Origin of the sequence: Micromonospora sp. WMMA1996, assembly GCF_002573675.1 — a bacterium.
Lineage (GTDB): Bacteria > Actinomycetota > Actinomycetes > Mycobacteriales > Micromonosporaceae > Micromonospora > Micromonospora sediminicola.
Genome location: NZ_PDHU01000001.1, coordinates 727729 through 747169, shown reverse-complemented (window position 1 = coordinate 747169; position 19441 = coordinate 727729). Strand labels below are relative to the sequence as shown.

Annotated in this window: 24 protein-coding genes; 15 read left to right on the top strand and 9 right to left on the bottom strand. The window is 73.6% G+C overall.

Annotated elements, in window-relative coordinates; all coding sequences use genetic code 11:
* Positions 1 to 25 precede the first annotated feature (25 nt).
* Positions 26 to 916: an SDR family NAD(P)-dependent oxidoreductase gene (locus COO58_RS03585; protein ID WP_098743802.1), complete on the top strand. Its 891-nt coding sequence runs from the start codon at positions 26 to 28 to the stop codon at positions 914 to 916.
* A gap of 4 nt (positions 917 to 920) precedes the next feature.
* On the opposite strand, the gene COO58_RS03580 is transcribed toward COO58_RS03585, so the two are convergent.
* A complete protein-coding gene (locus tag COO58_RS03580) occupies positions 921 to 1328 on the bottom strand; it encodes a DUF4190 domain-containing protein (protein ID WP_098743801.1) in 408 nt (135 codons plus the stop codon).
* A 173-nt stretch (positions 1329 to 1501) separates the two neighbouring features.
* On the opposite strand from COO58_RS03580, the gene COO58_RS03575 reads away from it, so the two are divergent.
* Positions 1502 to 2698: an acyl-CoA dehydrogenase family protein gene (locus COO58_RS03575; protein ID WP_098743800.1), complete on the top strand. Its 1197-nt coding sequence runs from the start codon at positions 1502 to 1504 to the stop codon at positions 2696 to 2698.
* Between the two features lie 45 nt (positions 2699 to 2743).
* Here the strand turns inward: COO58_RS03575 and COO58_RS03570 are convergent, their stop codons facing one another.
* Positions 2744 to 3397, bottom strand: a complete 654-nt coding sequence (locus COO58_RS03570) for a PH domain-containing protein (protein ID WP_098743798.1) — start codon at positions 3395 to 3397, stop codon at positions 2744 to 2746.
* Between the two features lie 88 nt (positions 3398 to 3485).
* On the opposite strand from COO58_RS03570, the gene COO58_RS03565 reads away from it, so the two are divergent.
* Positions 3486 to 4142, top strand: coding sequence for a TetR/AcrR family transcriptional regulator (locus tag COO58_RS03565; protein ID WP_098743797.1), 657 nt, complete (start codon positions 3486 to 3488; stop codon positions 4140 to 4142).
* Here the strand turns inward: COO58_RS03565 and COO58_RS03560 are convergent.
* Both COO58_RS03560 and COO58_RS03555 read right to left on the bottom strand, forming a co-directional pair.
* A complete protein-coding gene (locus COO58_RS03560) occupies positions 4099 to 4506 on the bottom strand; it encodes a CoA-binding protein (protein WP_098743795.1) in 408 nt (135 codons plus the stop codon). The two genes, COO58_RS03565 and COO58_RS03560, sit on opposite strands and share 44 nt — an antisense overlap.
* A gap of 26 nt (positions 4507 to 4532) precedes the next feature.
* Positions 4533 to 6566 (bottom strand): intein-containing Rv2578c family radical SAM protein, encoded by a 2034-nt coding sequence (locus COO58_RS03555; protein ID WP_098743794.1) that lies wholly within the window; start codon positions 6564 to 6566, stop codon positions 4533 to 4535.
* A 91-nt stretch (positions 6567 to 6657) separates the two neighbouring features.
* Here COO58_RS03555 and COO58_RS03550 point away from each other — a divergent pair, with 91 nt between their 5' ends.
* A complete protein-coding gene (locus tag COO58_RS03550) occupies positions 6658 to 7077 on the top strand; it encodes a thiol-disulfide oxidoreductase DCC family protein (protein ID WP_098743792.1) in 420 nt (139 codons plus the stop codon).
* A 15-nt stretch (positions 7078 to 7092) separates the two neighbouring features.
* Here COO58_RS03550 and COO58_RS03545 read toward each other — a convergent pair whose 3' ends face one another.
* The 3 genes from COO58_RS03545 to trxA form a co-directional block, all read right to left on the bottom strand.
* Positions 7093 to 8052 (bottom strand): MFS transporter permease, encoded by a 960-nt coding sequence (locus COO58_RS03545; protein ID WP_255292510.1) that lies wholly within the window; start codon positions 8050 to 8052, stop codon positions 7093 to 7095.
* Positions 8049 to 8486 carry a hypothetical protein gene (locus tag COO58_RS03540; protein WP_091582640.1) on the bottom strand — a complete coding sequence of 146 codons (438 nt, stop codon included), beginning with the start codon at positions 8484 to 8486 and terminating at the stop codon, positions 8049 to 8051. The genes COO58_RS03545 and COO58_RS03540 overlap by 4 nt, the downstream gene beginning before the upstream one ends.
* A 142-nt stretch (positions 8487 to 8628) precedes the next feature.
* Positions 8629 to 8991, bottom strand: a complete 363-nt coding sequence (trxA, locus tag COO58_RS03535) for a thioredoxin (protein ID WP_091582637.1) — start codon at positions 8989 to 8991, stop codon at positions 8629 to 8631.
* Between the two features lie 546 nt (positions 8992 to 9537).
* On the opposite strand from trxA, the gene COO58_RS03530 reads away from it, so the two are divergent.
* The 11 genes from COO58_RS03530 (at position 9538) to COO58_RS03485 (ending at position 17959) form a co-directional block, all read left to right on the top strand.
* Positions 9538 to 10053: a MaoC family dehydratase gene (locus COO58_RS03530; protein ID WP_098743791.1), complete on the top strand. Its 516-nt coding sequence runs from the start codon at positions 9538 to 9540 to the stop codon at positions 10051 to 10053.
* Positions 10054 to 10146: 93 nt separating this feature from the next.
* Positions 10147 to 10638, top strand: a complete 492-nt coding sequence (locus COO58_RS03525) for a hypothetical protein (protein WP_098746069.1) — start codon at positions 10147 to 10149, stop codon at positions 10636 to 10638.
* Positions 10639 to 10673: 35 nt separating this feature from the next.
* Complete coding sequence (locus COO58_RS03520; RefSeq protein WP_091582631.1) at positions 10674 to 11297, top strand: RNA methyltransferase; 624 nt, start codon at positions 10674 to 10676, stop codon at positions 11295 to 11297.
* An 89-nt stretch (positions 11298 to 11386) separates the two neighbouring features.
* Complete coding sequence (locus COO58_RS03515) at positions 11387 to 12085, top strand: TFIIB-type zinc ribbon-containing protein (protein ID WP_342672789.1); 699 nt, start codon at positions 11387 to 11389, stop codon at positions 12083 to 12085.
* Between the two features lie 118 nt (positions 12086 to 12203).
* Entirely contained in the window at positions 12204 to 12362 is a 159-nt protein-coding gene (locus tag COO58_RS30080; RefSeq protein ID WP_013283898.1) for a hypothetical protein, read from the top strand.
* Positions 12363 to 12368: 6 nt separating this feature from the next.
* Complete coding sequence (locus tag COO58_RS03510; RefSeq protein ID WP_091582625.1) at positions 12369 to 13241, top strand: PH domain-containing protein; 873 nt, start codon at positions 12369 to 12371, stop codon at positions 13239 to 13241.
* Positions 13242 to 13344: 103 nt separating this feature from the next.
* Positions 13345 to 14175, top strand: coding sequence for a SigE family RNA polymerase sigma factor (locus COO58_RS29855; RefSeq protein WP_141561848.1), 831 nt, complete (start codon positions 13345 to 13347; stop codon positions 14173 to 14175).
* A complete protein-coding gene (locus COO58_RS03500) occupies positions 14175 to 15458 on the top strand; it encodes a hypothetical protein (protein WP_098743789.1) in 1284 nt (427 codons plus the stop codon). The genes COO58_RS29855 and COO58_RS03500 overlap by 1 nt, the downstream gene beginning before the upstream one ends.
* A 10-nt stretch (positions 15459 to 15468) precedes the next feature.
* Positions 15469 to 16335, top strand: a complete 867-nt coding sequence (locus tag COO58_RS03495) for a PHP domain-containing protein (protein WP_098743787.1) — start codon at positions 15469 to 15471, stop codon at positions 16333 to 16335.
* 31 nt (positions 16336 to 16366) lie between these two features.
* Positions 16367 to 16981: a MarC family protein gene (locus tag COO58_RS03490; protein ID WP_091582616.1), complete on the top strand. Its 615-nt coding sequence runs from the start codon at positions 16367 to 16369 to the stop codon at positions 16979 to 16981.
* A gap of 132 nt (positions 16982 to 17113) precedes the next feature.
* Positions 17114 to 17959, top strand: a complete 846-nt coding sequence (locus COO58_RS03485; protein ID WP_255292680.1) for a PD-(D/E)XK nuclease family protein — start codon at positions 17114 to 17116, stop codon at positions 17957 to 17959.
* Positions 17960 to 17965: 6 nt separating this feature from the next.
* Here the strand turns inward: COO58_RS03485 and COO58_RS03480 are convergent, their stop codons facing one another.
* Complete coding sequence (locus COO58_RS03480) at positions 17966 to 18817, bottom strand: oxygenase MpaB family protein (protein ID WP_098743784.1); 852 nt, start codon at positions 18815 to 18817, stop codon at positions 17966 to 17968.
* 35 nt (positions 18818 to 18852) lie between these two features.
* Positions 18853 to 19281 (bottom strand): Fur family transcriptional regulator, encoded by a 429-nt coding sequence (locus COO58_RS03475; protein WP_098743783.1) that lies wholly within the window; start codon positions 19279 to 19281, stop codon positions 18853 to 18855.
* Positions 19282 to 19441: the final 160 nt, after the last annotated feature.

The following is a 19441-nucleotide window of genomic DNA, read 5'->3' as shown; positions in this document are numbered from 1 at the left end:
GTCCACAGCGGGCAGGATCCTCGGCATGGCACTTGACGCGCGTGGTGGTCGGTCGCGACGGGACATGAGCCGGCCGGGGTCGGTGCGCCGCCCGCGCGGCGGCGAGCCGACGGGCGTCGCCGACCAGGAACGGTCCGAGCCGCTCCCGGAGCCGGCCACCATGCGCCTGGACGGCCGGGTCGCCCTGGTCACCGGCGCGGGCAGCGCCGACGGCATCGGGTACGCGACCGCGCGCCGGCTGGCCGACCTGGGCGCCCGGGTGGCGATCGTGTCGACCACCCGCCGGATCCACGACCGCGCCGGCGAGCTGGGCGTCACCGGCTTCGTCGCCGACCTCACCGACGAGTCCGAGGTCGGCGCGCTCGCCGACGCCGTGGCCGAGCAGCTCGGCGACGTCGAGGTGCTGGTCAACAACGCCGGCCTGGCGAGCCGGGCCAGCCCGGAGGTGCTGCGGCCGGTGGCCCAGCTGACCTACGACGAGTGGCGCGGCGAGATCGACCGCAACCTGACCACCGCGTTCCTGTGCAGCCGCGCGTTCATCGTGGGCATGGCCGAGCGGGGCTGGGGGCGGATCGTCAACCTGGCCGCCACGGCCGGGCCGGTCAACGCGCTGCCCACCGAGGCGGGCTACGCGGCGGCGAAGGCCGGCGTGGTCGGGCTGACCCGGGCGCTGGCGATGGAGATGATCGCCGACGGGGTGACCGTCAACGCGGTGGCGCCCGGCATCATCCACACCGCGGCGTCCACCCTGGCCGAGATCAAGCAGGGGCACGGCACGCCGGTGGGGCGCCCGGGCACGCCGGACGAGGTGGCCGCCGCCATCGCCTTCCTCTGCTCACCGGCCGCGTCGTACATCACCGGGCAGATGCTGGTGGTCGACGGCGGCAACAGCGTCCGCGAGGCGCAGTTCCGCTGAGCGGTCAGTAGCCGGTGCTGTTGTCCGAGTTGGCCCAGATGGCCAGCCCGATCCAGCCGCAGCACGCGATCACGCCGAGCACGGTGAAGACGTAGCTGAGGATCAGGCCCCAGGTGGCGAGCTGCTCGCCCTCCTCGCCGGTCTGCCGGATCTGCCGCTTGGCCAGGTGGCCGCAGACGATGCCGGCCGGCGCGAAGACGAACGCGAAGACCAGGGACAGGATGGCGAGCACGTTCGGGCCGCCGCGGGGGCGCTGCCCCGGGCCGGACGGGCCGTACTGGCCGTAGGGCGGCTGCGGGGCGTACGGCGGCTGCTGTCCCCACTGCGGGTGCTGCTGCCCGTACTGCGGCTGCCCGTAGGGCTGGCCGTGGCCCGGCGGCTCGTACGGGGACGGTGGCTGCTCGTCGGTCACGTACGCCCCCCGATCGCAGGTCAACGGCCCTCTCTCTTGCGGACGCTACCCGCAGCGGTGAACCTTTTCACAGCGGTTGTGTGGACTGGTCACCTTGGCGCGGCCGGTCCCGGGGCCGATACTGACCGAGCGTTCAGTTACCCATGAGTAATGCGCCGACCCCGGAGGCTGAGATGGCCCGACTCGCCCAGACGCCCGGCCTGACCGACGTGCAGCGGTCGATCCTGGAAACCGTCCGGGAGTTCGCCGACAAGGAGATCATTCCGCACGCCCAGCGGCTGGAGCACGCCGACGAGTACCCCGCCGACATCCTCGACGGGATGCGCGAGATGGGGCTGTTCGGCCTCACCATCGACGAGGAGTACGGCGGTCTGGGCGAGTCCCTGCTGACCTACGCGCTCGTGGTCGAGGAGCTGTCCCGGGGCTGGATGTCGATCTCCGGCATCGTCAACACCCACTTCATCGTGGCGTACCTGATCTCGCAGCACGGCTCGGCCGACCAGAAGGCCCGGCTGCTGCCCCGGATGGCGACCGGCGAGGTGCGCGGCGCCTTCTCCATGTCGGAGCCCGAGTGCGGCTCGGACGTGTCGGCGATCAAGTCGAAGGCGGTCCGCGACGGCGACTCCTACGTCCTGAACGGCCAGAAGATGTGGCTGACCAACGGGGCGTACTCCTCGGTGGTGGCCACCCTGGTCAAGACCGACACCGGGGCCGACTCGGTCTACGGCAACATGAGCACCTTCCTGCTGGAGAAGGAGCCCGGCTTCGGCGAGACCGCGCCCGGCCTGACCATCCCCGGCAAGATCGACAAGATGGGCTACAAGGGCGTCGAGACCACCGAGATGGTGCTCGACGGCGTCACCGTCCCGGCCTCCGCCGTGCTCGGCGGCGAGGAGAAGGTCGGTCGCGGCTTCTACCAGATGATGGACGGCATCGAGGTGGGCCGGGTCAACGTCGCCGCCCGCGCCTGCGGCATCTCGATCCGCGCGTTCGAGCTGGCCGTCGCGTACGCCCAGCAGCGCAAGACGTTCGGCCAGCCGCTCGCCCGGCACCAGGCGATCGCGTTCAAGCTCGCCGAGATGGGCACCAAGATCGAGGCCGCGCACTCCCTCATGGTCAACGCGGCCCGGCTCAAGGACGCCGGTCAGCGCAACGACGTCGAGGCGGGCATGGCCAAGCTGCTCGCCTCGGAATACTGCGCCGAGGTGGTCCAGGAGGCGTTCCGCATCCACGGCGGCTACGGCTACTCCAAGGAGTACGAGATCGAGCGCCTGATGCGCGAGGCGCCGTTCCTGCTGATCGGCGAGGGCACCTCGGAGATCCAGAAGACGATCATCTCCCGCGGCCTGCTCAAGGAGTACAAGCTGTAAGGAAGGGCCCCTTCTTAACGTTTCCGGTAGAGCAGGGGCCCCCTCTTAACGCGTCGGCCGGCGCGTGACGTGGTCGGTGGCGGGCAGGTGCCGGCGGGCGCGTTCGACCAGTGCGGCCGGCTCGTCGGCGTACAGCCGGATCTCCCGCACCGGCGCGCTCGGTCCCTTCGGCAGCGGCACCGACAGCGGCTCGCGCAGCACCACGTCGATCGCGGTCTGGCTGCCGACGCCGAGGTTGAGCACCGCCGGGTCGTCCGCGTCGTACTGGACGGCCCGGCTGGACGGCAGCGAGCGGCGACGGAACGACACCTCGGCGACGGCGGTCCACGGGATCGTGACGTCGATCGAGACGCCGTTGCGCACCCGCAGGCCGGCGTCGTCGACGACGTGCGGGTGGATTCGGAGGCTGGCCAGCAGCCCGACCATCCACAGCACGCCCCACACGCCGAGCCCGATCGCCGCGTGCCGCACCGTCGGCTGGTCGACGGTGTGCCGCAGGATCACGTCGAGGACCGGGATCTCGATCGTGGACAGGACGATGAAGGCCAGCAGGATCGCCTGCACCCCGCCGACGTAGGCGTAGGTCTCCGCGCCCGGCGCCACCGGGTACGGCCGACGCAGGATCCACCGGGTGAGGCTGCGCCACATGCCCCACTCGTACGCCACCACGCGCCGCGCCAGCCGGAACGCCCGCCCCATCACCGCACCCCCTCGTTTTCAATGCAGTCGTAATGTAAAACGTCCTCGGCGGCGTGTCAATGCAGTCGTATTGTGAAACTATGGGGGCATGCCGAAGCGGGTCGACCACCGGGAGCGTCGCGCGCTGATCGCCGACGCGTTGATGCGGGTCGCGGCCGAGCAGGGGCTGGAGGCGGTCAGCCTGCGTCACGTCGCCGCCGCGGCCGAGGTCAGCCCCGGGATGGTGCAGCACTATTTCCGTACCCGGGACGAGATGATGGTCTTCGCGCTCGCCGTGGTGCGCGAGCGCAACGAGGCCCGGATCCGCCGGGCGGTCGAGCCGCTCGGCGCGACGCCGGCGCCCCGCACGCTGCTGCGGACCATGCTGGCCGAGCTGCTGCCGCTGGACGAGGAGCGGCGTGCGGACGGCCGGGTGGCCCTGGCCTTCCTCGCGTACACCGCCGTCCGGCCAGCGGTGGCCGCCGCGCTGCACGACGAGACGGCCGCGCTGCTGGCGTTCGTGACCGGGCAGATCGCCGCCGGGTCACCGCTCGTGGCGGACGGCCGGCTGGACCCGGAACGGGCCGCGGTCGGGCTGCTCGCCGTGATGGAGGGGCTCGGCATCTACGTGCTCGGCGGCCACTATCCCCCGGAGACCGCGCTGGCCGCGCTCGACGCCCAGCTCGACCTGCTCTTCGGCCCCGAGCCGTCGCCCGGTGCCGTCAGCGGCGACGGGTCAGGCCGGCGGCGGCCCGCTCGACGATGAGGCACCTGTCCTCGACGTAGTCGATGCCGGCCTCCTCGGCGATCCGCCGCGCCTCGGCGGAGACGATCCCGAGCTGCAACCAGACCGCCGGCGCGCCGATCGCCACCGCCTGCCGCACCACCTCGACCGCGTCCCGCGCGGGCCGGAACACGTCCACCAGGTCGACCGGGTGCGGGATGTCGGCCAGCGTCGGGTAGGCCTTCTCGCCGAACAGCTCGTCCACCGTCGGGTTCACCGGGATGATCCGCCAGCCGTGCCGCTGCATCTCCAGCGGTACGCGGTGCGCGGCCTTGCCCGGGTCGCGGGAGGCCCCGACGACGGCGATCACGGCGGAGTCGGCGAGGAGCTGCTGGGCGGAACGCATTCGCCGAGACTAACCCGCCGACCCGGTCACAGCAGCGAGAGCTGTTCGGCGGCCGGGGCCGGCGGCGGCGTCTCCGGCAGCCGGTGGTTGTCGCCGGTCTCGCCCCGGTGCAGCCCGTGCCGGCGGGCCGCCATCCGCACCCGCGCGGTCACCTCCCGCTGGTAGGCCTGCGGCGCGTAGGCCCCGGCCCGGTAGAGCTGGCGGTAGCGGGGCACCAGGTGCGGGAACTCCCGGGCCAGCCAGCGCGCGTACCACTCCCGCGCGCCCGGGCGCAGGTGCAGCGCCAGCGGGGTCACGCCGGACGCGCCGGAGGCGGCGATCGCGGCCACGGTCGCGTCGATCGACTCCTCGTCGTCGCTGAGGCCGGGCAGGATCGGGGCCATCAGCACCCCGACCGCGAAGCCGGCGTCGGTCAGCCGGCGGACCGCGTCCAGCCGCCGGCGCGGGCTGGGCGTGCCCGGCTCGGCGACCCGCCAGAGCGCCTCGTCGACGAAGCCCACCGAGTAGGACAACCCGACCCGGGTCACCTCGGCGGCCTGGCGCAGCAGCGGCAGATCGCGCAGCAGCAGCGTGCCCTTGGTGAGGATGGAGAACGGGTTGGCGAAGTCGCGCAGCGCCTCCAGGATCGGCGGCATCAGACGGTAGCGCCCCTCGGCCCGCTGGTAGCAGTCCACATTGGTGCCCATGGCGACGTGCGCGCCGCGCCAGCGTGGGGCGGACAGCTCCCGGCGGACCAGCTCGCCCGCGTTGACCTTGACGACCACCTTGCGGTCGAAGTCCGCCCCGGCGTCGAGGTCGAGGTAGGTGTGCGTGTTGCGGGCGAAGCAGTTGTGGCTGACCACCCCGTTGGCGATGAAGTCGCCGGTGCCGGTGGTGATGTCCCACAGCGGCAGCTCCAAGCCGAGATCCTCGACCGCTGTCACCTGGAGCCGGGCCGCGCACTTGAGCGCCGTGCCCTCGATCGAGCGGCGCCCGGTGGCGGCCGGGTCGGTCAGGTGGAAGAAGCGCAGTCGCTCCGGCAGGCCGCCGGTCAGCCGGAGCTGGCACGACCCGGTGCGGTTGCCCGGCTCGTCGCGCACCCAGCGGAAGGCGAACCGGTCGAGGGCCTCGGCGGCGTGGCGGCAGCGCCGGTCGTCGGCGACGCCGATCCGAAACACGCCTCGGCGGCAACTCCCGGCGGCGTCGAACAGCCCGGCGAGGAAACCCAGCCGCCAGTCGTCGGTCGGCTCGTCCGGCGGCCGGACCAGCCCGGCGACGGCCTCGACCCCCGCCGGCCCGGTCGTCCGCAGCGCGGTCGCCGACCGTCGACCCACCCGGGCGGCCGACCGCTCGACGTCGATCCCGGCGTCGGCGAGGAACCGCTCCGCCCGCTCCAGCGCCTCGGTCGCGGAGGTGGCCAGCCGGAACCGGGTGCCGGGCCGGTCGGCGCCGCGCACCAGCGCGTGCAGGTAGCCCCGGCGGTAGTCGGTCGAGCGCTTCGGCGCGACGGCGAACCGCCCGGTGCCGAGCAGGCGGTTGCGGGTGGTCAGGTAGGGGCGTCGCGCCCCGCCCCGCATGCTGCCGGTGACGTGCTTCCAGCCGCGTTCGGTCAGGAACCGGTGGTCGCCGCTGGCCACCAGCGTCGTGCCGTCGGCCAGCGTGACCCGGTGGGCCCGCTTCACCGTCGACCACTTGTCGAGCACCGTGGTGACGACGTAGTGGCGGTAGGCGCCCCGCCGCTCGGTGCCGTAGATCCGGTCGCCGGGCTCCAGCTCGCTGATCGCCCGGGTGCGACCGTCCGCCATCAGGATCGGCGTGTCACCGGACAGGCAGTAGGTGCACGCGTGGGAGCAGCCCCGGTAGGGATTGATCGTCCACTCGAACGGCACGCGGGACTGCCCGGGCACCCGGTTGATGATCGACTTTGCCTGCACCTCGTAGAAGGTCATGCCGGCGAAGTCGGGGGTGTCGAACGTGCGGGCGACCGCGTGGGGCAGCGCCAGCGGCAGGGGTGGAGCCGCCGGCGCTGCCCGGTCAGGAGCCCCCTCGTCCGGGGGAGCGGAGAGGTTGTCCCAGCGCATGGGCTTCATTCGAACACGTGTACGAACGATGCGCAAGTGACGCGCCGGACACCGGCCGCCGCCACGCCCGGGGCGGGTGCAGGATGGAGGCATGGAGACGTCGACCTTCGTCTACGACGGCGACTGCGCGTTCTGCACCAGCTGCGCGCAGTTCATCGAGCGCCGGATCCCCACCGGGGCTCGCGTGGTGCCGTGGCAGTTCGCCGACCTGTCGGCGCTGGGCCTGACGGAGGCCGAGTGCGAGGAGGCGGTCCAGTGGGTGGGCGCCGACGGCTCCCGCGCCGCCGGGCCGGACGCCATCGCCCGGCTGCTCGGCGACAGCGGGCCGATCTGGCGGTTCGCCGGGGCCGGGCTGCGCTTCGCGCCGGTGCGCGCCGCCGCCTGGCCGGCGTACCGCTGGGTGGCCCGCAACCGCCACCGGATGCCCGGCGGGACGGCCGCGTGCGCGCTGCCCCAGGAGGCCCGGGAGCGGTTGTACGGCCCGACCGGCCGCCCCGACCCGACCCCCTGACCGGTCGGCCGTCCCTCAGCCGCCGGAAGTGGAACCGGCGGTCGGGTCCGATGCGGCCGTCCGGGCCGTCGAGGCGGACGCGGCGGGAGCCGGATCGGCCGACGGCGCGGAGCGGGGGCCGTCGGCGACGGCGGGAGCGGCCGGGCGGTCGCCGCGGCCGAGCAGGCGCCGGGCCAGCACCACCGGGCGGACCTTCTCCAGCGGCAGGAAGCTGGTCATCGCCACCAGGTGCGGCGCGAACGAGATGGTGATCGTCGCGACGGTCACCAGGTGGAACGAGTAGAAGAAGCCGACGACGGCCGGCCGCCACCGGGCCGGGAGCACGAACACCAGCGGGCTGAGCAGCTCGAACGCCAGGATGCCGAACTGGGCCACGATCAGCAGGTGCGGGACCTGCGCGATCAGGTCGGCGAGATCGGTGCCGCGGCGGATGATCGCCCGGGCCAGCACGGAACCGGTGGCCCAGTCCAGGCCGCCGAAGCGGAACTTGGCCCAGGCGGCGAGGAAGTAGGTGCAGATGACCGCGATCTGGGTGACGCGCAGCGCCCATCCGCCCGCCTCGGTGCGGGTCGGGTCCCCGTGGCGGGCCCGGCCGGCGGTGGGCAGCACGGCCAGCGCCACGAGGAGCCCGAACCGGTCGTGGTCGACCTTGCCGTAGCTCATCGCCACGATCATCCACTCGAAGTAGAGCGCGAAGACCGTCCAGCCGAGCAGCCGTGGCGCGCGGCCGGTGGCGGCCAGCAGCGCGGCGACCAGCAGCACCCAGAAGACCACACCGACCAGGGCGGGGGTGGGCGTGGGCAGCGGGAGCAGCCGGCCCACGAGCAGCGGCTGGTAGAGGTCGCCCGGGACGTCGACGCGGGTGCGTACCCAGGGGGTGAACACGACCAGGTCGGCGGCGACGAAGAGGTAGACGAGGGTGCGGAAGGCGGCCACCCGGCCGCGCGGCACCGCCTCGGTGAGCCAGCCGGTCATCCGGTCTCCCACCGCACGGCGGTGCGGTCGGTCCACTCGCCGGTCGGGCGTCCGCCCTGGATGTCGTACCAGCGGACCACGATCCGCACCTCGACCAACGCCGGGGCGTCGGGGTGGCGTTCGGCGTACGCCTCGGCGACGGTGCGCAGCAGACTCGGGTCGCTCGCGTACCGGTCCTGCTGGCCCTCGATCTCGGCCCGGCGGATGCCGGTGGCCTCCTGGCCGAGGGACACCACCGCCCCGGTGCGGTCGACGCCCTCCACCCGGGTGTCCGGCGCGGGCGCGTTCGGCGGGTCGGAGGTGGAGTACATCCGGAACGGTCCGAACGGGAAGTCGTCGTCGGTGCCGTAGACCGTGCCGAGAAGGAGCAGCGCCGCCCCGAGCAGGGTGGCGCCCAACCGGACGGCGCGCCCGCGGGTGGTCAAGGTCTCCATCGCGTCGTGACGCTACGGGAGGGAAGCGCCCGAATCTGTCCCTCAATCGGCCAATTCTCGCTGCCCGTCCCGACCGTGCCACGCGGACGTGACACGCCGCCGGCCGGGCCCGTGGTCGGGCCCGGCCGGCGGCGGAAAGTGCTCAGTGCTTGTGCTCGGCCAGCTTCTTGCGGACGTCGTCCATGTCCAGCTGCTGCACCTGCTCGATCAGGTTCTCCAGCGCCGACTCGGGCAGGGCGCCGGGCTGGGCGAAGACGATCACGCCGTCCCGGATCGCCATCACGGTCGGGATGGAGCTGATGTTGAACTTGGCGCCCAACTCCTGCTGCGCCTCGGTGTCGACCTTGCCGAAGACGATCTCCGGGTGCTTCTCCGAGGAGCGCTCGTAGACGGGGGCGAAGCGCTTGCACGGACCGCACCAGTCCGCCCAGAAGTCGAGCAGGACGATGCCGTCGCGCCCGGTCACCTCGTCGAAGTTGGCCGTGGTCAGCTCAACCGTTGCCATTGCTCTCTCCGATCACCGCGGATTGCTGTACGTCCGGTGGAACCAGGGTCGATCCATGGGAATTCCCGTGACCTGCGCGACGAAACGCTGCGCAGCCCGACGGTGACCCAGGGCACATCGAGGTCCATCTGTACAAGCGGCCGTGCGGAACGCAAGTGCAGGCCGCATTTGCGTGACGGGACGTGATGGGAGCGTTTCCAAGGAGATCGCGCTCTGTTTCGGCTACGAATCGGTAACTTGCGCTCTGACGAGCGGGGATCGGGCCTGCGGAGATCGCTTCCCGGGGGGTCGACGGTGACGGTGAGTAGTGTTACGAAAAGATAAATGTGACGTCCGTCTCTGTCGTCACCGTACCGTCGTACGGCAGAATCTCTCACATCAGAGCGTGGGCGGCGGGTGCCGGGGAGGGCCCCGCCGCTCATTGCGTCTCCACCCAGGTGGCGCCCGGTGTGACTTTTCCGCCGGGGGAGCGCCCCCGTCCTCGCCTTAACAAGCGGTAAGGCATGCTGTGCCGAACTCCATCGCCGCCCGTCGAAGGGGACAAGGATGCAGTTCGGCCGCTACTACGAGGAGTTCGAGGTCGGCGCGGTCTACCGGCACTGGCCGGGCAAGACGGTCACCGAGTACGACGACCACCTCTTCTGCCTGCTCACGATGAACCACCACCCGCTCCACATGGACGCCCACTACGCGGAGTCCGCCTCCCAGTTCAAGCGCAACGTGGTGGTCGGCAACTACATCTACTCGCTGCTGCTCGGCATGTCGGTGCCCGACGTCAGCGGCAAGGCGATCGCCAACCTGGAGATCGAGTCGTTGCGGCACGTCGCACCGACCTTCCACGGCGACACGATCTACGGCGAGACCACCGTGCTGGACAAGCGGGAGTCGGCCTCGAAGCCCGACCGCGGCGTGGTCGCGGTGGAGACCCGCGGCTACAACCAGGACGGCACGATGGTCTGCGTGTTCCGTCGCAAGGTCATGGTCCCGAAGAAGGAGTACGCGGCCGCCGCCGTCCCGGACGGCGTCGACCCGGAGCGTCCGAGCTTCCCCGAGCCGCGCTGATCCGCGCACCCCGGCCGGCAGGGCCCCGTACCCGTTCCGCGGGGACGGGGCCCTGACCCTCTTCCGGGGCATATGCTCTGGCTGGAGGTCCCCATGAGCCACTCCGTCGCCGGAGAGCCGCCCTCTGCCGGTCGCCGTGCCGCACCGCTCACCACCGCCGCCTACTCGGCCGCGGAGTGGGACCTGCTCACCGACCTGCCGGGTCGAGTCCTCGTCGCCGCCGCCTCGCCCGGTCCCGGGCGTCCGCCCCGCGGCGTCGCCGCCGGACTGGCCGGCCTGGACGCGGTGGCCGCCGGCCGGGCCTTCGACAGCGATCTGGTCCGGGCCGTGGTCACCGCCATCTACGCCCGCCACGACGGGGCCGCCGTCCGGGACGAGCGCCTCACCGACCTGGTCGACCTGCTCGCCGCCGCGCGGGCCGCGGTACGGGTGCTGCGCCGCCGCGCCGATCCGGCGGACTCGGCCGCCTACCGGCAGTGGGTGGAGTCGGTGGCGGCCCGGGTGTGCCGGGCCGACGACCTTCCGCCGAGTCCCGCCGACCGCCGGTTTCTGGACCGGTTGGGCGGGGCGCTCGACCTGCGCTGACCGCCGGCGCCGGCGGGCCGTACCCTCTGCAGACCGTGACCGACGACCAGCTCGACGTGGGTGTGGGGCCCTGGCCCGGTGACCCGCCGGACGACCCGCGCTACGACCCGGAGCTGCTCGCGGCCGGCGACCGGCGCAACGTGGTCGACCGCTACCGCTACTGGCGGCGGGAGGCCGTGGTGGCCGACCTGGACCGGCGGCGGCACGACTTCCACGTGGCGATCGAGAACTGGCAGCACGACTTCAACATCGGCACCGTGGTCCGCAACGCCAACGCCTTCCTCGCCGCCGAGGTGCACATCGTCGGGCGGCGCCGGTGGAACCGCCGGGGCGCCATGGTGACCGACCGCTACCAGCACGTCCGGCACCACCCGACGATCGAGGAGTTCGTCGCCTGGGCGGCCGGGGAGCGGCTGCCGGTGGTCGGGATCGACAACCTGCCCGGCTCCCGGCCGCTGGAGACCAGCGTCCTGCCGCGCCGCTGCGTGCTGCTCTTCGGCCAGGAGGGCCCGGGGCTGTCCCCGGTGGCCCGGACGGCCTGCGACACGCTGTTCTCGATCGCCCAGTACGGCTCCACCCGTTCCGTCAACGCGGGCGTGGCCAGCGGCATCGCCATGCACGCGTGGATCCGGTCGCACGCGGGTCCGCCGCCGGACTGACGCGCCGCGGGTCCGCCGTCGGGCGGAAATCCCACGCCGGTCGGCCCGCCCCGCTTGACGCCTCGCCGGCCCGGGGTGACGGTGAGGACGTGACTGTCGCGGTGAGTTGTCCGAAGTGCGCGGGCCCGGTACGCGAGCCCGACCTGATGCACGGCGAGTACCGGTGCCTGCGCTGCGGGCCGGTCGCGCCCCTGCACGTGCCGGAGCACATCGGCGCCGAGATCATGGCCAGCGTGGTGGAGCGGGTGGCCGCCGACGGGGAGCCGGCCGACCGGCCCGGCATGCCGCTGTGGTGTCCGTGGCCACTGCCGCCGGGCTGGACGCTGACCGGGGTGGCCTGGGCCGGCGACGACCGGGCCGGGGTCCGCGCCACCGTGGTCGCCTGCGCCGGCCCGGCCCCGCTCGACGGTGGACCGGCCGACCTGATCTTCGTCGCCGAGGAACCCGGCGTCGGTCTCGGTTCCCGCTTCGCGGGACTGCCCGGCCCCGACCCCGGCCCGCAGGTCGAGGAGGCGCTGACCGATCCCGGCCCTGGTCACCCCGAGCGTCTGCCGCACGCGAAGATCCGGGTGGGCGGCCATCCCACTCCACTGTGGCTCGTCCGTTCCGAAACGGATCGAAGTGCGTACGCCGGCGAGGCTCGGGGAATGTGGCTCCATGCGATAGCCTGGCCGGCGAGTGCGGGTCACCTCCTCGCGGAAGAAGTCGTGCTGCACGACCTCACCGAGTGGACACCGCCCGAACTCGTGTACGGCGCACCGTCCCCGTACCTGCACGGGCAGGCCTGACCGGCCGGCACCGGCGAGTCGGGGAGCGGACGCAGATATTCACGGACAGACACCATGCTGATACTCTGGGTGCCGCTGCGGTAAACGGACCCGGCGCCGCGCGAGAGGATGGCCCGCTATGGTCAAGAAGGTCCTCACCTGGGCCGGCATCGCATTCTTGATCTTCTTCGTTGCGTACCGGCCCAACTCCGCCGCCGACGTCTTCAAGTCCCTGGGCGGCGGCATCATGGACATCGCACAGGGCTTCGGCGACTTCTTCACCAACCTGGTCGCCTAACCGCACATGGGAAGCCCCTCCGGTCCACCCTACGACCCGGACGATCCCGACCGGGCACGCCGGGAGCGCGACACCGAGCCGATCCCCCGGATCGACCCGGACGACGGTCCCGGTTACGGCGCCGGCCCCGCCTACGGCGGCGGACCCTCCCTGTCGGACGACGCCGCCTTCGGCGACGGACCCGGCTACGCGGGCGAGGGTCGCTCCGGTCGTGGCTGGGCGCGCGACCCGGAGGGCTACCCGGAGCAGCCGATCTCCGAGGAGGAGCTGGCCGGTCTCCGGGCCGACGCCTCCGGCATGGCGCCCCGCCGGGTGCTGCCGATGGAGGACGAGCCGAGCGCGCTGGCGGCCCGCTACCTCTTCCCGACCGAGCGCTTCCGCGGCGAGTGGAAACGCCACTGGGTGCACCTGACCACGCCGATCATCGTCGGCGTCGCGGCCACGTTCGTGCTCGGCTACCTCTCCGGCTTCCTCGCCGGGCGGGACGTCGGCGCGCTCACCACGGTCGCGGTGCTGCTCTGGTTCGGGGTGATGGGCTGGGTCGCCTGGCGGGTCGCCGACTGGTGGTACGACCGCTTCATCCTGACCAACAAGCGGGTGATGGTCGTCAACGGGATCATCACCCGGCGGGTCGCGATGATGCCGCTGGTCCGGGTCACCGACATGAAGTACGAGCAGACGCCGACCGGCCGCGCCCTCAACTACGGCACGTTCGTGCTGGAGTCGGCGGGTCAGGAGCAGGCGCTCCGCGAGATCAAGAACCTGCCCAACCCGAACGAGCTCTACCTGCGCGTGGTCGAGGAGATGTACGAGCCGCAGGCCGTGGAGGCGCGGATCGGCAAGGAGCAGGACGAGGCGAAGGCCGACGACGGCGCCTGAAACTTTTCGTCCGAACATCGGATGAAGTGCACACCTTTTGCCGACGTGACCACCCGTCCAGCCATGGGAGCCTGCCAGGCAGGACGGGGGCGCGGAGGTGAGCGTGGCGAGCAGGGATCCGCTGGAGGAGGAGTTCCGCGAGTTCGTCGCGGCCCGCTCCGGCGCCCTGCTGCGCACGGCCTACCTGCTGGCCGGCGACTGGGCGACCGCCGAGGACCTGCTCCAGACCGCGTTGACCAAGACCTACCTGGCCTGGAAGCGGCTCGGCGGAATCGACGCCATCGAGCCGTACGCCCGCCGGGTCCTGGTCAACACGTCCACCAGCTGGTGGCGTCGCCGGTGGCACGGTGAACGGCCGACCGAGGTGCTGCCGGAGCGGGCCGGTGTCGACGAGATCGAGCAGCAGCTCGACCGGGACGCGCTCTGGCGGCACCTGCAGGCGTTGCCGGCGCGGCAACGGGCCGTGCTGGTGCTGCGCTTCTACGAGGACATGTCGGAGGCGCAGACGGCGGCCCTGCTGGAGATCTCGCCGGGCACCGTCAAGAGCCAGACCTCCCGGGCGCTGAACACCCTGCGCCGCCGGCTCGGCTCGGAGACGGCCCTGGGTCTGCCGACCGATCCGGTCGAGCGGTCCGCCGAACCGGTCGTCCGCGGCGCGCCCGCCCCGAGCGGGCCGCGCACCCGGCCCGCAGCGACCCGCCAACCCGCCGCGCCGGCCCCCCGCGTCCCGGCCGGTTCCGCCGGCCGCCCCGACGTGTCAGCGGCCCCCCGCACCCCGGCCCGAGCGGTCGGTGCCCCGGCGTCCCGCGCCCCGGCCGAGCCGGTCGGTGCCCCGGCCGAGCCCGCCCGGCGGCCCGCCGAAGCCGCCCGCCCGGCGTCGCCGCAGGTCGCCGCGCCGGTCCGTCCCGCCGTCCCGGTCGCGGCGGAGACCTGATGAGCGGCATCCGACAGCACGCCGACAACCGGACGGGCGGCCCGGAGCGTCCATTCCCCGTGAGCGAGGACGAGCTGGAGCGGGCGCTGCGGGACACGCTGTCCCGTCAGGTCGCCACGCCCCGACCTCTCGGCGCCGACCCGGCCGGCGCGGCGATGCGCCGGGCCCGCCGCGCCGGCCGCCGTCGCGCGCTCACCGGGCTGGCCCTCGCCAGCGTGGCGACGGTCCTGGTCACCGCCGGGATTGCCCAGATCACCGGGCCGGCGGGGACCGGCGGCACGCCCACCGTGGTGCTCGGCGACCCGCCCGGGTTCTCCCCGTCCCCGTTCCCCTCGGAGTCCACGCCGACGACCCGGTCCGGCTCCGTCCGCGCCGAACTCGACCTGCTCGTCGACGGCTGGCTCGAGGCCAGCGGCGGCGAACGGCGGGCGCTGACCGGGGTGGATGGGGTCGAGCGGGCACAGCGCGTCCACGACCAGGGCGGCTGGCTGGTGACCTCGGCGGCCACCGCGGCCGGCCGTACCCTCTGGTGGGTGCCGCCGACCGACCGCACCACGCCGCAGGTCATGCTCGCCGCGGCGGACGCGGTCGCGATCTCCGCCGACGGTCGGCAGGTGGCCTGGCGGGACGGCCCGGAGCTGATCGCCGCCGGGGTGGTCGCCGGGCAGCTCATCGCGCCCGTCCGGGTGACCGCGCCGGCCGGCGTGGTGCCGGTCGGCTTCACCGGCGACGACGTGCTCCTCCGGCAGCCCGACCAGGGCGGGATGAGCGTCTGGCAGCGGGCCGCGGGCGGCCTGCCGGGCTCGGCGAACCCGGACGTCCACGCCGTCTACGGGGCCCGGCCGGACGGCCGGCTGGTCGGCCTGGTCACCGCCGGCGCGGCGCGGCAACCCTGCCTGGCGCTGCTCGACCCGGCACGCGGGCTCGCCCCGGTGCGGACGGGCTGCGGCGCGAAGCCGGCCGTCGACGGCCTCGGCGGTGTCTCGCCCGACGGGCGGTGGCTCCTGGTGAACGGCGCCGGAGACGCCGCCCAACTGGTCGACCTGACCGACCTGGGGGCCACCCCGGCGGCCCACCCGGCGGGCCCCGCGCTCTCCGGCGCGGTCGCCTGGTCCCGGGCCGGCGTCGCGTTGCACGTGGACGCCGCGGGCGAGCTGGTCCGGGTCGAACCCAAACGGGTGCTGGCCGGCGAGAAACCGACCCCGTCGGCGGTCTCCGGGGTGACCACGGGCACGCGACCCGTCGTGGTGGCCGACGTCCCCACCCCGCCCGACGGGGCGTAGCGTCGGGCGGGTGAGCGCCTCCGCCCGCATCGACCTGCACACCCACTCCACTGCGAGCGACGGCACGCTCCGCCCGGCCGACCTGGTTCGGGCCGCCGCCGACGCGGGCCTCGACGTGGTGGCGCTCACCGACCACGACACCACGGCGGGCTGGGCGGACGCGGTCGCCGCCCTGCCGCGCGGCCTCACCCTGATCCGCGGCGCGGAGCTGTCCTGCCGCTGGTTCGGTGTCGAGCCGGCGATCCCGCTGCACCTGCTCGCGTACCTCTTCGACCCCGACGAGCCCGAGCTGGCCGCGGAGCTGGCCCGGGTCCGGCGGGCCCGGGAGGAGCGGGGCGAGCGGATCGTCCGGCTGCTCCAGGCCGACGGCATCCCGGTGAGCTGGTCGGAGATCCTGGCCGGCGCGGCGGGCGGCACGGTCGGCCGCCCGCACATCGCCCAGGCGCTGATCCGCGCCGGCCTGGTCGCCACCACCACCGAGGCGTTCGGCCCGGACTGGCTGGGGGAGCGGTACCGGCTGCCGAAGGACGACATCGACGTGTTCCGCGCCGTGGCGCTGGTGCGGTCGGCCGGCGGCGTGCCCGTCTTCGCCCACCCGAGGGCCAGCCGGCGCGGCCGGATCGTGCCCGACGACCTGATCGTGCAGCTGGCGGCGGCCGGCCTGGCCGGCCTGGAGGCCGACCACGAGGACCACAGCCCGGCCGAGCGGGAACACGTCCGGCGGCTCGCCGCCGAGCTGGGACTGCTGGTCACCGGCTCGTCGGACTTCCACGGCACGCACAAGACCGTGCGGCTCGGCGCGTTCACCACGGGGCCCGAGGCGTACGAGCGGATCGTCGGGCTGGCCCGGGGGGTGACCCCGGTCGCTTCAGGCTGAAGCGTTCCGACGGCACCGCTACCGTGTCCGCGTGGATCTCAAGCTCTTCGGCGAGGTCTTCGTGACCCTGCTGGTGATCGTCGACCCGCCCGGAATGATGCCCATCTTCCTCGCGCTCACCGGGCCGCTGCCCGCCCGCGACCGGAACCGGGCCGCCTGGCAGGCCGTCGCGCTGGCGCTCGGGGTCATCGTGATCTTCGCGGTGGCGGGGCAGACCCTCCTGGCCTACCTGCATGTCGACCTGCCCGCGTTGCAGGCCGCCGGCGGTCTGCTGCTGGTGCTGGTGGCGCTGGAGCTGCTGACCGGCAAGGCGGACGACCCGAGCCAGCAGGTCACCTCGAACATCGCGCTGGTGCCGCTGGGCACCCCACTGCTGGCCGGTCCCGGCGCCATCGTGGCCACCATGCTGTTCGTGCAGCGGGCCGGCGGCGTCGCCGACTATGTCGCGATCGCCCTGGCCATCGTGGCGGTGATGGTCGCCGTCTGGGTGGTGCTGCGCTTCTCCGGCGGGATCGTCAAGGTGCTCCGCCCGGGCGGCATCGAGGTGCTGACCCGGATCGCCGGCCTGCTGCTGGCCGCCATCGCCGTGCAGCTCATCGCCGACGCGATCGCCGCCTTCGTGACCGAATACCTCAACAACGCCTGAGCCGGCCGGCCGCTGTCGCACCCGGATGGCAGGATCTCAGGCGTGCGACGACCCTCACCGACCGGACGACCCGCCGGCGGCCGGCCGCCCCGGCCCCGCGCCGAGCAGGCCGAGCAGCTCGGCTTCGAGGGCATGCCGGAGCGGCTCTTCGTCTGCACCCCCAGCAAGCTCGGCGCCTACGCCGACTGCCCCCGTCGCTACCGCTTCGCCTACGTGGACCGCCCGGCCCCGCCCAAGGGGCCGCCGTGGGCGCACAACTCGCTCGGCGCGAGCGTGCACACCGCGCTCAAGAACTGGTATGCGTCGGCCCCCGACCGCCGCCGCCCCGAGGTGCTCGGCACCCTGCTCAAGGGCACCTGGGTCCGCGAGGGCTACCGCGACGACGAGCAGGAGCGCGACGCCTTCCGGCGGGCGCTGGCCTGGCTGGAGTCCTACGTGGCGGGCCTCGACCCGGCCGACGAGCCGGTCGGCGTCGAGCGGGTGGTCGCGGTGAAGACCGCGGTGCTGGCGTTCAACGGCCGCACCGACCGGATCGACTCCCGCCCCGGCCCGGACGGCCGGCCCGAGCTGGTCATCGTCGACTACAAGACCGGCCGCACCGGGCTGGACGCCGACGACGCGCGCGGCTCGCAGGCGCTCGCGCTCTACGCGTACGCGGCGGAGCGGGTGTTCCGCAAGCCGTGCCGCCGGGTCGAGCTGCACCACCTGCCCACCGGCACGGTCGCCGCGCACGAGCACACGCCCGAGTCGCTGCACCGGCAGCTCAGCCGCGCGGAGGACACCGCCCGCGACATCATGGCCGCCGAACGGGCGGTCGCCGACGGGGCCGATCCCGACGCGGCGTTCCCCACCGAGCCGGGGCCCCGGTGCGGCTGGTGCGACTACCGGCGCACCTGCCCGACCGGCGCGCAGACCCCGGGCAAGGAACCCTGGTCCGCCGTCGACCGCCTCGCCGAGCCGGTCGGCGACGCCGACTGAGGCGTCTCAGGCCGCCGTGAGACGGGCGGCGCGCTCCTTGGCGGCCTGCTGCAACGGCCCCTCCCGGTAGCGCCGGGGCACCGCCGCCAGCGCGAGTCGCAGCGCCCGCACGCCCAGGTCCGCCGACATCGCGGTGGTGGGCAGGCCGAGCCCACCGTAGAGCCGCAGCGCCCAGGCCGGCAGCAACCCCAGCGCGGTCCCCGCGACCCCCAGGTAGGCCCAGCGTGGCGGACCGAGCGTCAGGCCGAGCCGCACCGGCAGGCTGAGCTTCCACGGGATCGGTGGCGCGGTGAGGAACAGCGCCGTCTCGGCCGCCTCCCGGGTCATCCGCAACTGCGGACGGACGTCCCGGTAGTAGGCAGCGACCTCGGCGGCGGTGCCCGGCACGTCGGTCGGGTCCAGCCCCACCAGGGCCGCCGACCGGCGCTGCTCGGCGTAGTAGCCGTCCACCTCGTCGTCGCTCAACGCCAGCCCGGCCCGCCGGGCGGTGCTCACGAACGACTCGACCTCGGTGACGTGCACCCAGCGCAGCAGGTCGGGGTCGTCGACGCGGAACTCCTCGCCGGTGAACGGGTCGGTGGCGCGCATCCGGGCGTGCAGCGTGCGCAGCCGCCGGCCGGCCGCCTCCGCGTCGGCGGTGGTGCCGTAGATCGTCGTCGCCACGTAGTTCGCCGTCCGGACCAGGCGGCCCCAGGCGTCGGAGCGGTAGTTGCTGTTCTGCGCGACACCGGCCATCGCGCGCGGGTGCAACGCCTGCAGGTAGAGCGAGCGCAGGCCGGCGACGATCAGGATCGGCTCCTCGTGCACCTTCCACGTGACCGACCCCGGACCGAACAGGCCGAGATCCTCGGTGTCCACCGGTCAAGAGTGCCACGCCGGGCGCGGGCGCCTCGTCAGACGTCGGCGGAACTGCGGCACTGGCAGGCCGGGCAGAGCCCCCAGAAGGTCACTTCCGCCTCGTCCAGCTCGAAGCCGTGCGCCACGTTCGGGTCCAGGCAGGGCGCGCTGCCGACCGCGCAGTCCACGTCGGCGATCTCGCCGCACCCGCGGCACACCACGTGGTGGTGGTTGTCGCCCACCCGCGCCTCGTAGCGGGCCGGACTGCCGGCCGGCTCGATCCGGCGGGACAGGCCGGCCCGGGACAACGCGCCGAGCACGTCGTAGACCGCCTGGGTGGAGACCGAGTCCAGCCGCTGGCGGACCCGCCGGGTGATCTCGTCGACCTCCAGGTGACCGCCGCCGGAGAGCACGTCGAGCACGGCGAGGCGGGGCCGGGTGACCCGCAGGCCCCGCGACCGGAGCAACTCCTCACCCGTGGACATGGATCCATGACAGCACGGGGTCGGCGGGCCGACAAGCGAGCGTTCTTCGCGGGTGGTCGGGGCCACAGCGTGAACCGGAACGGTGCGGAACGCGTGTGTCGAAGTAGGCCACGCTTCGTCGTACGCTGACCGCGCGGTTCCACCCACTTGCCGGAGGTGT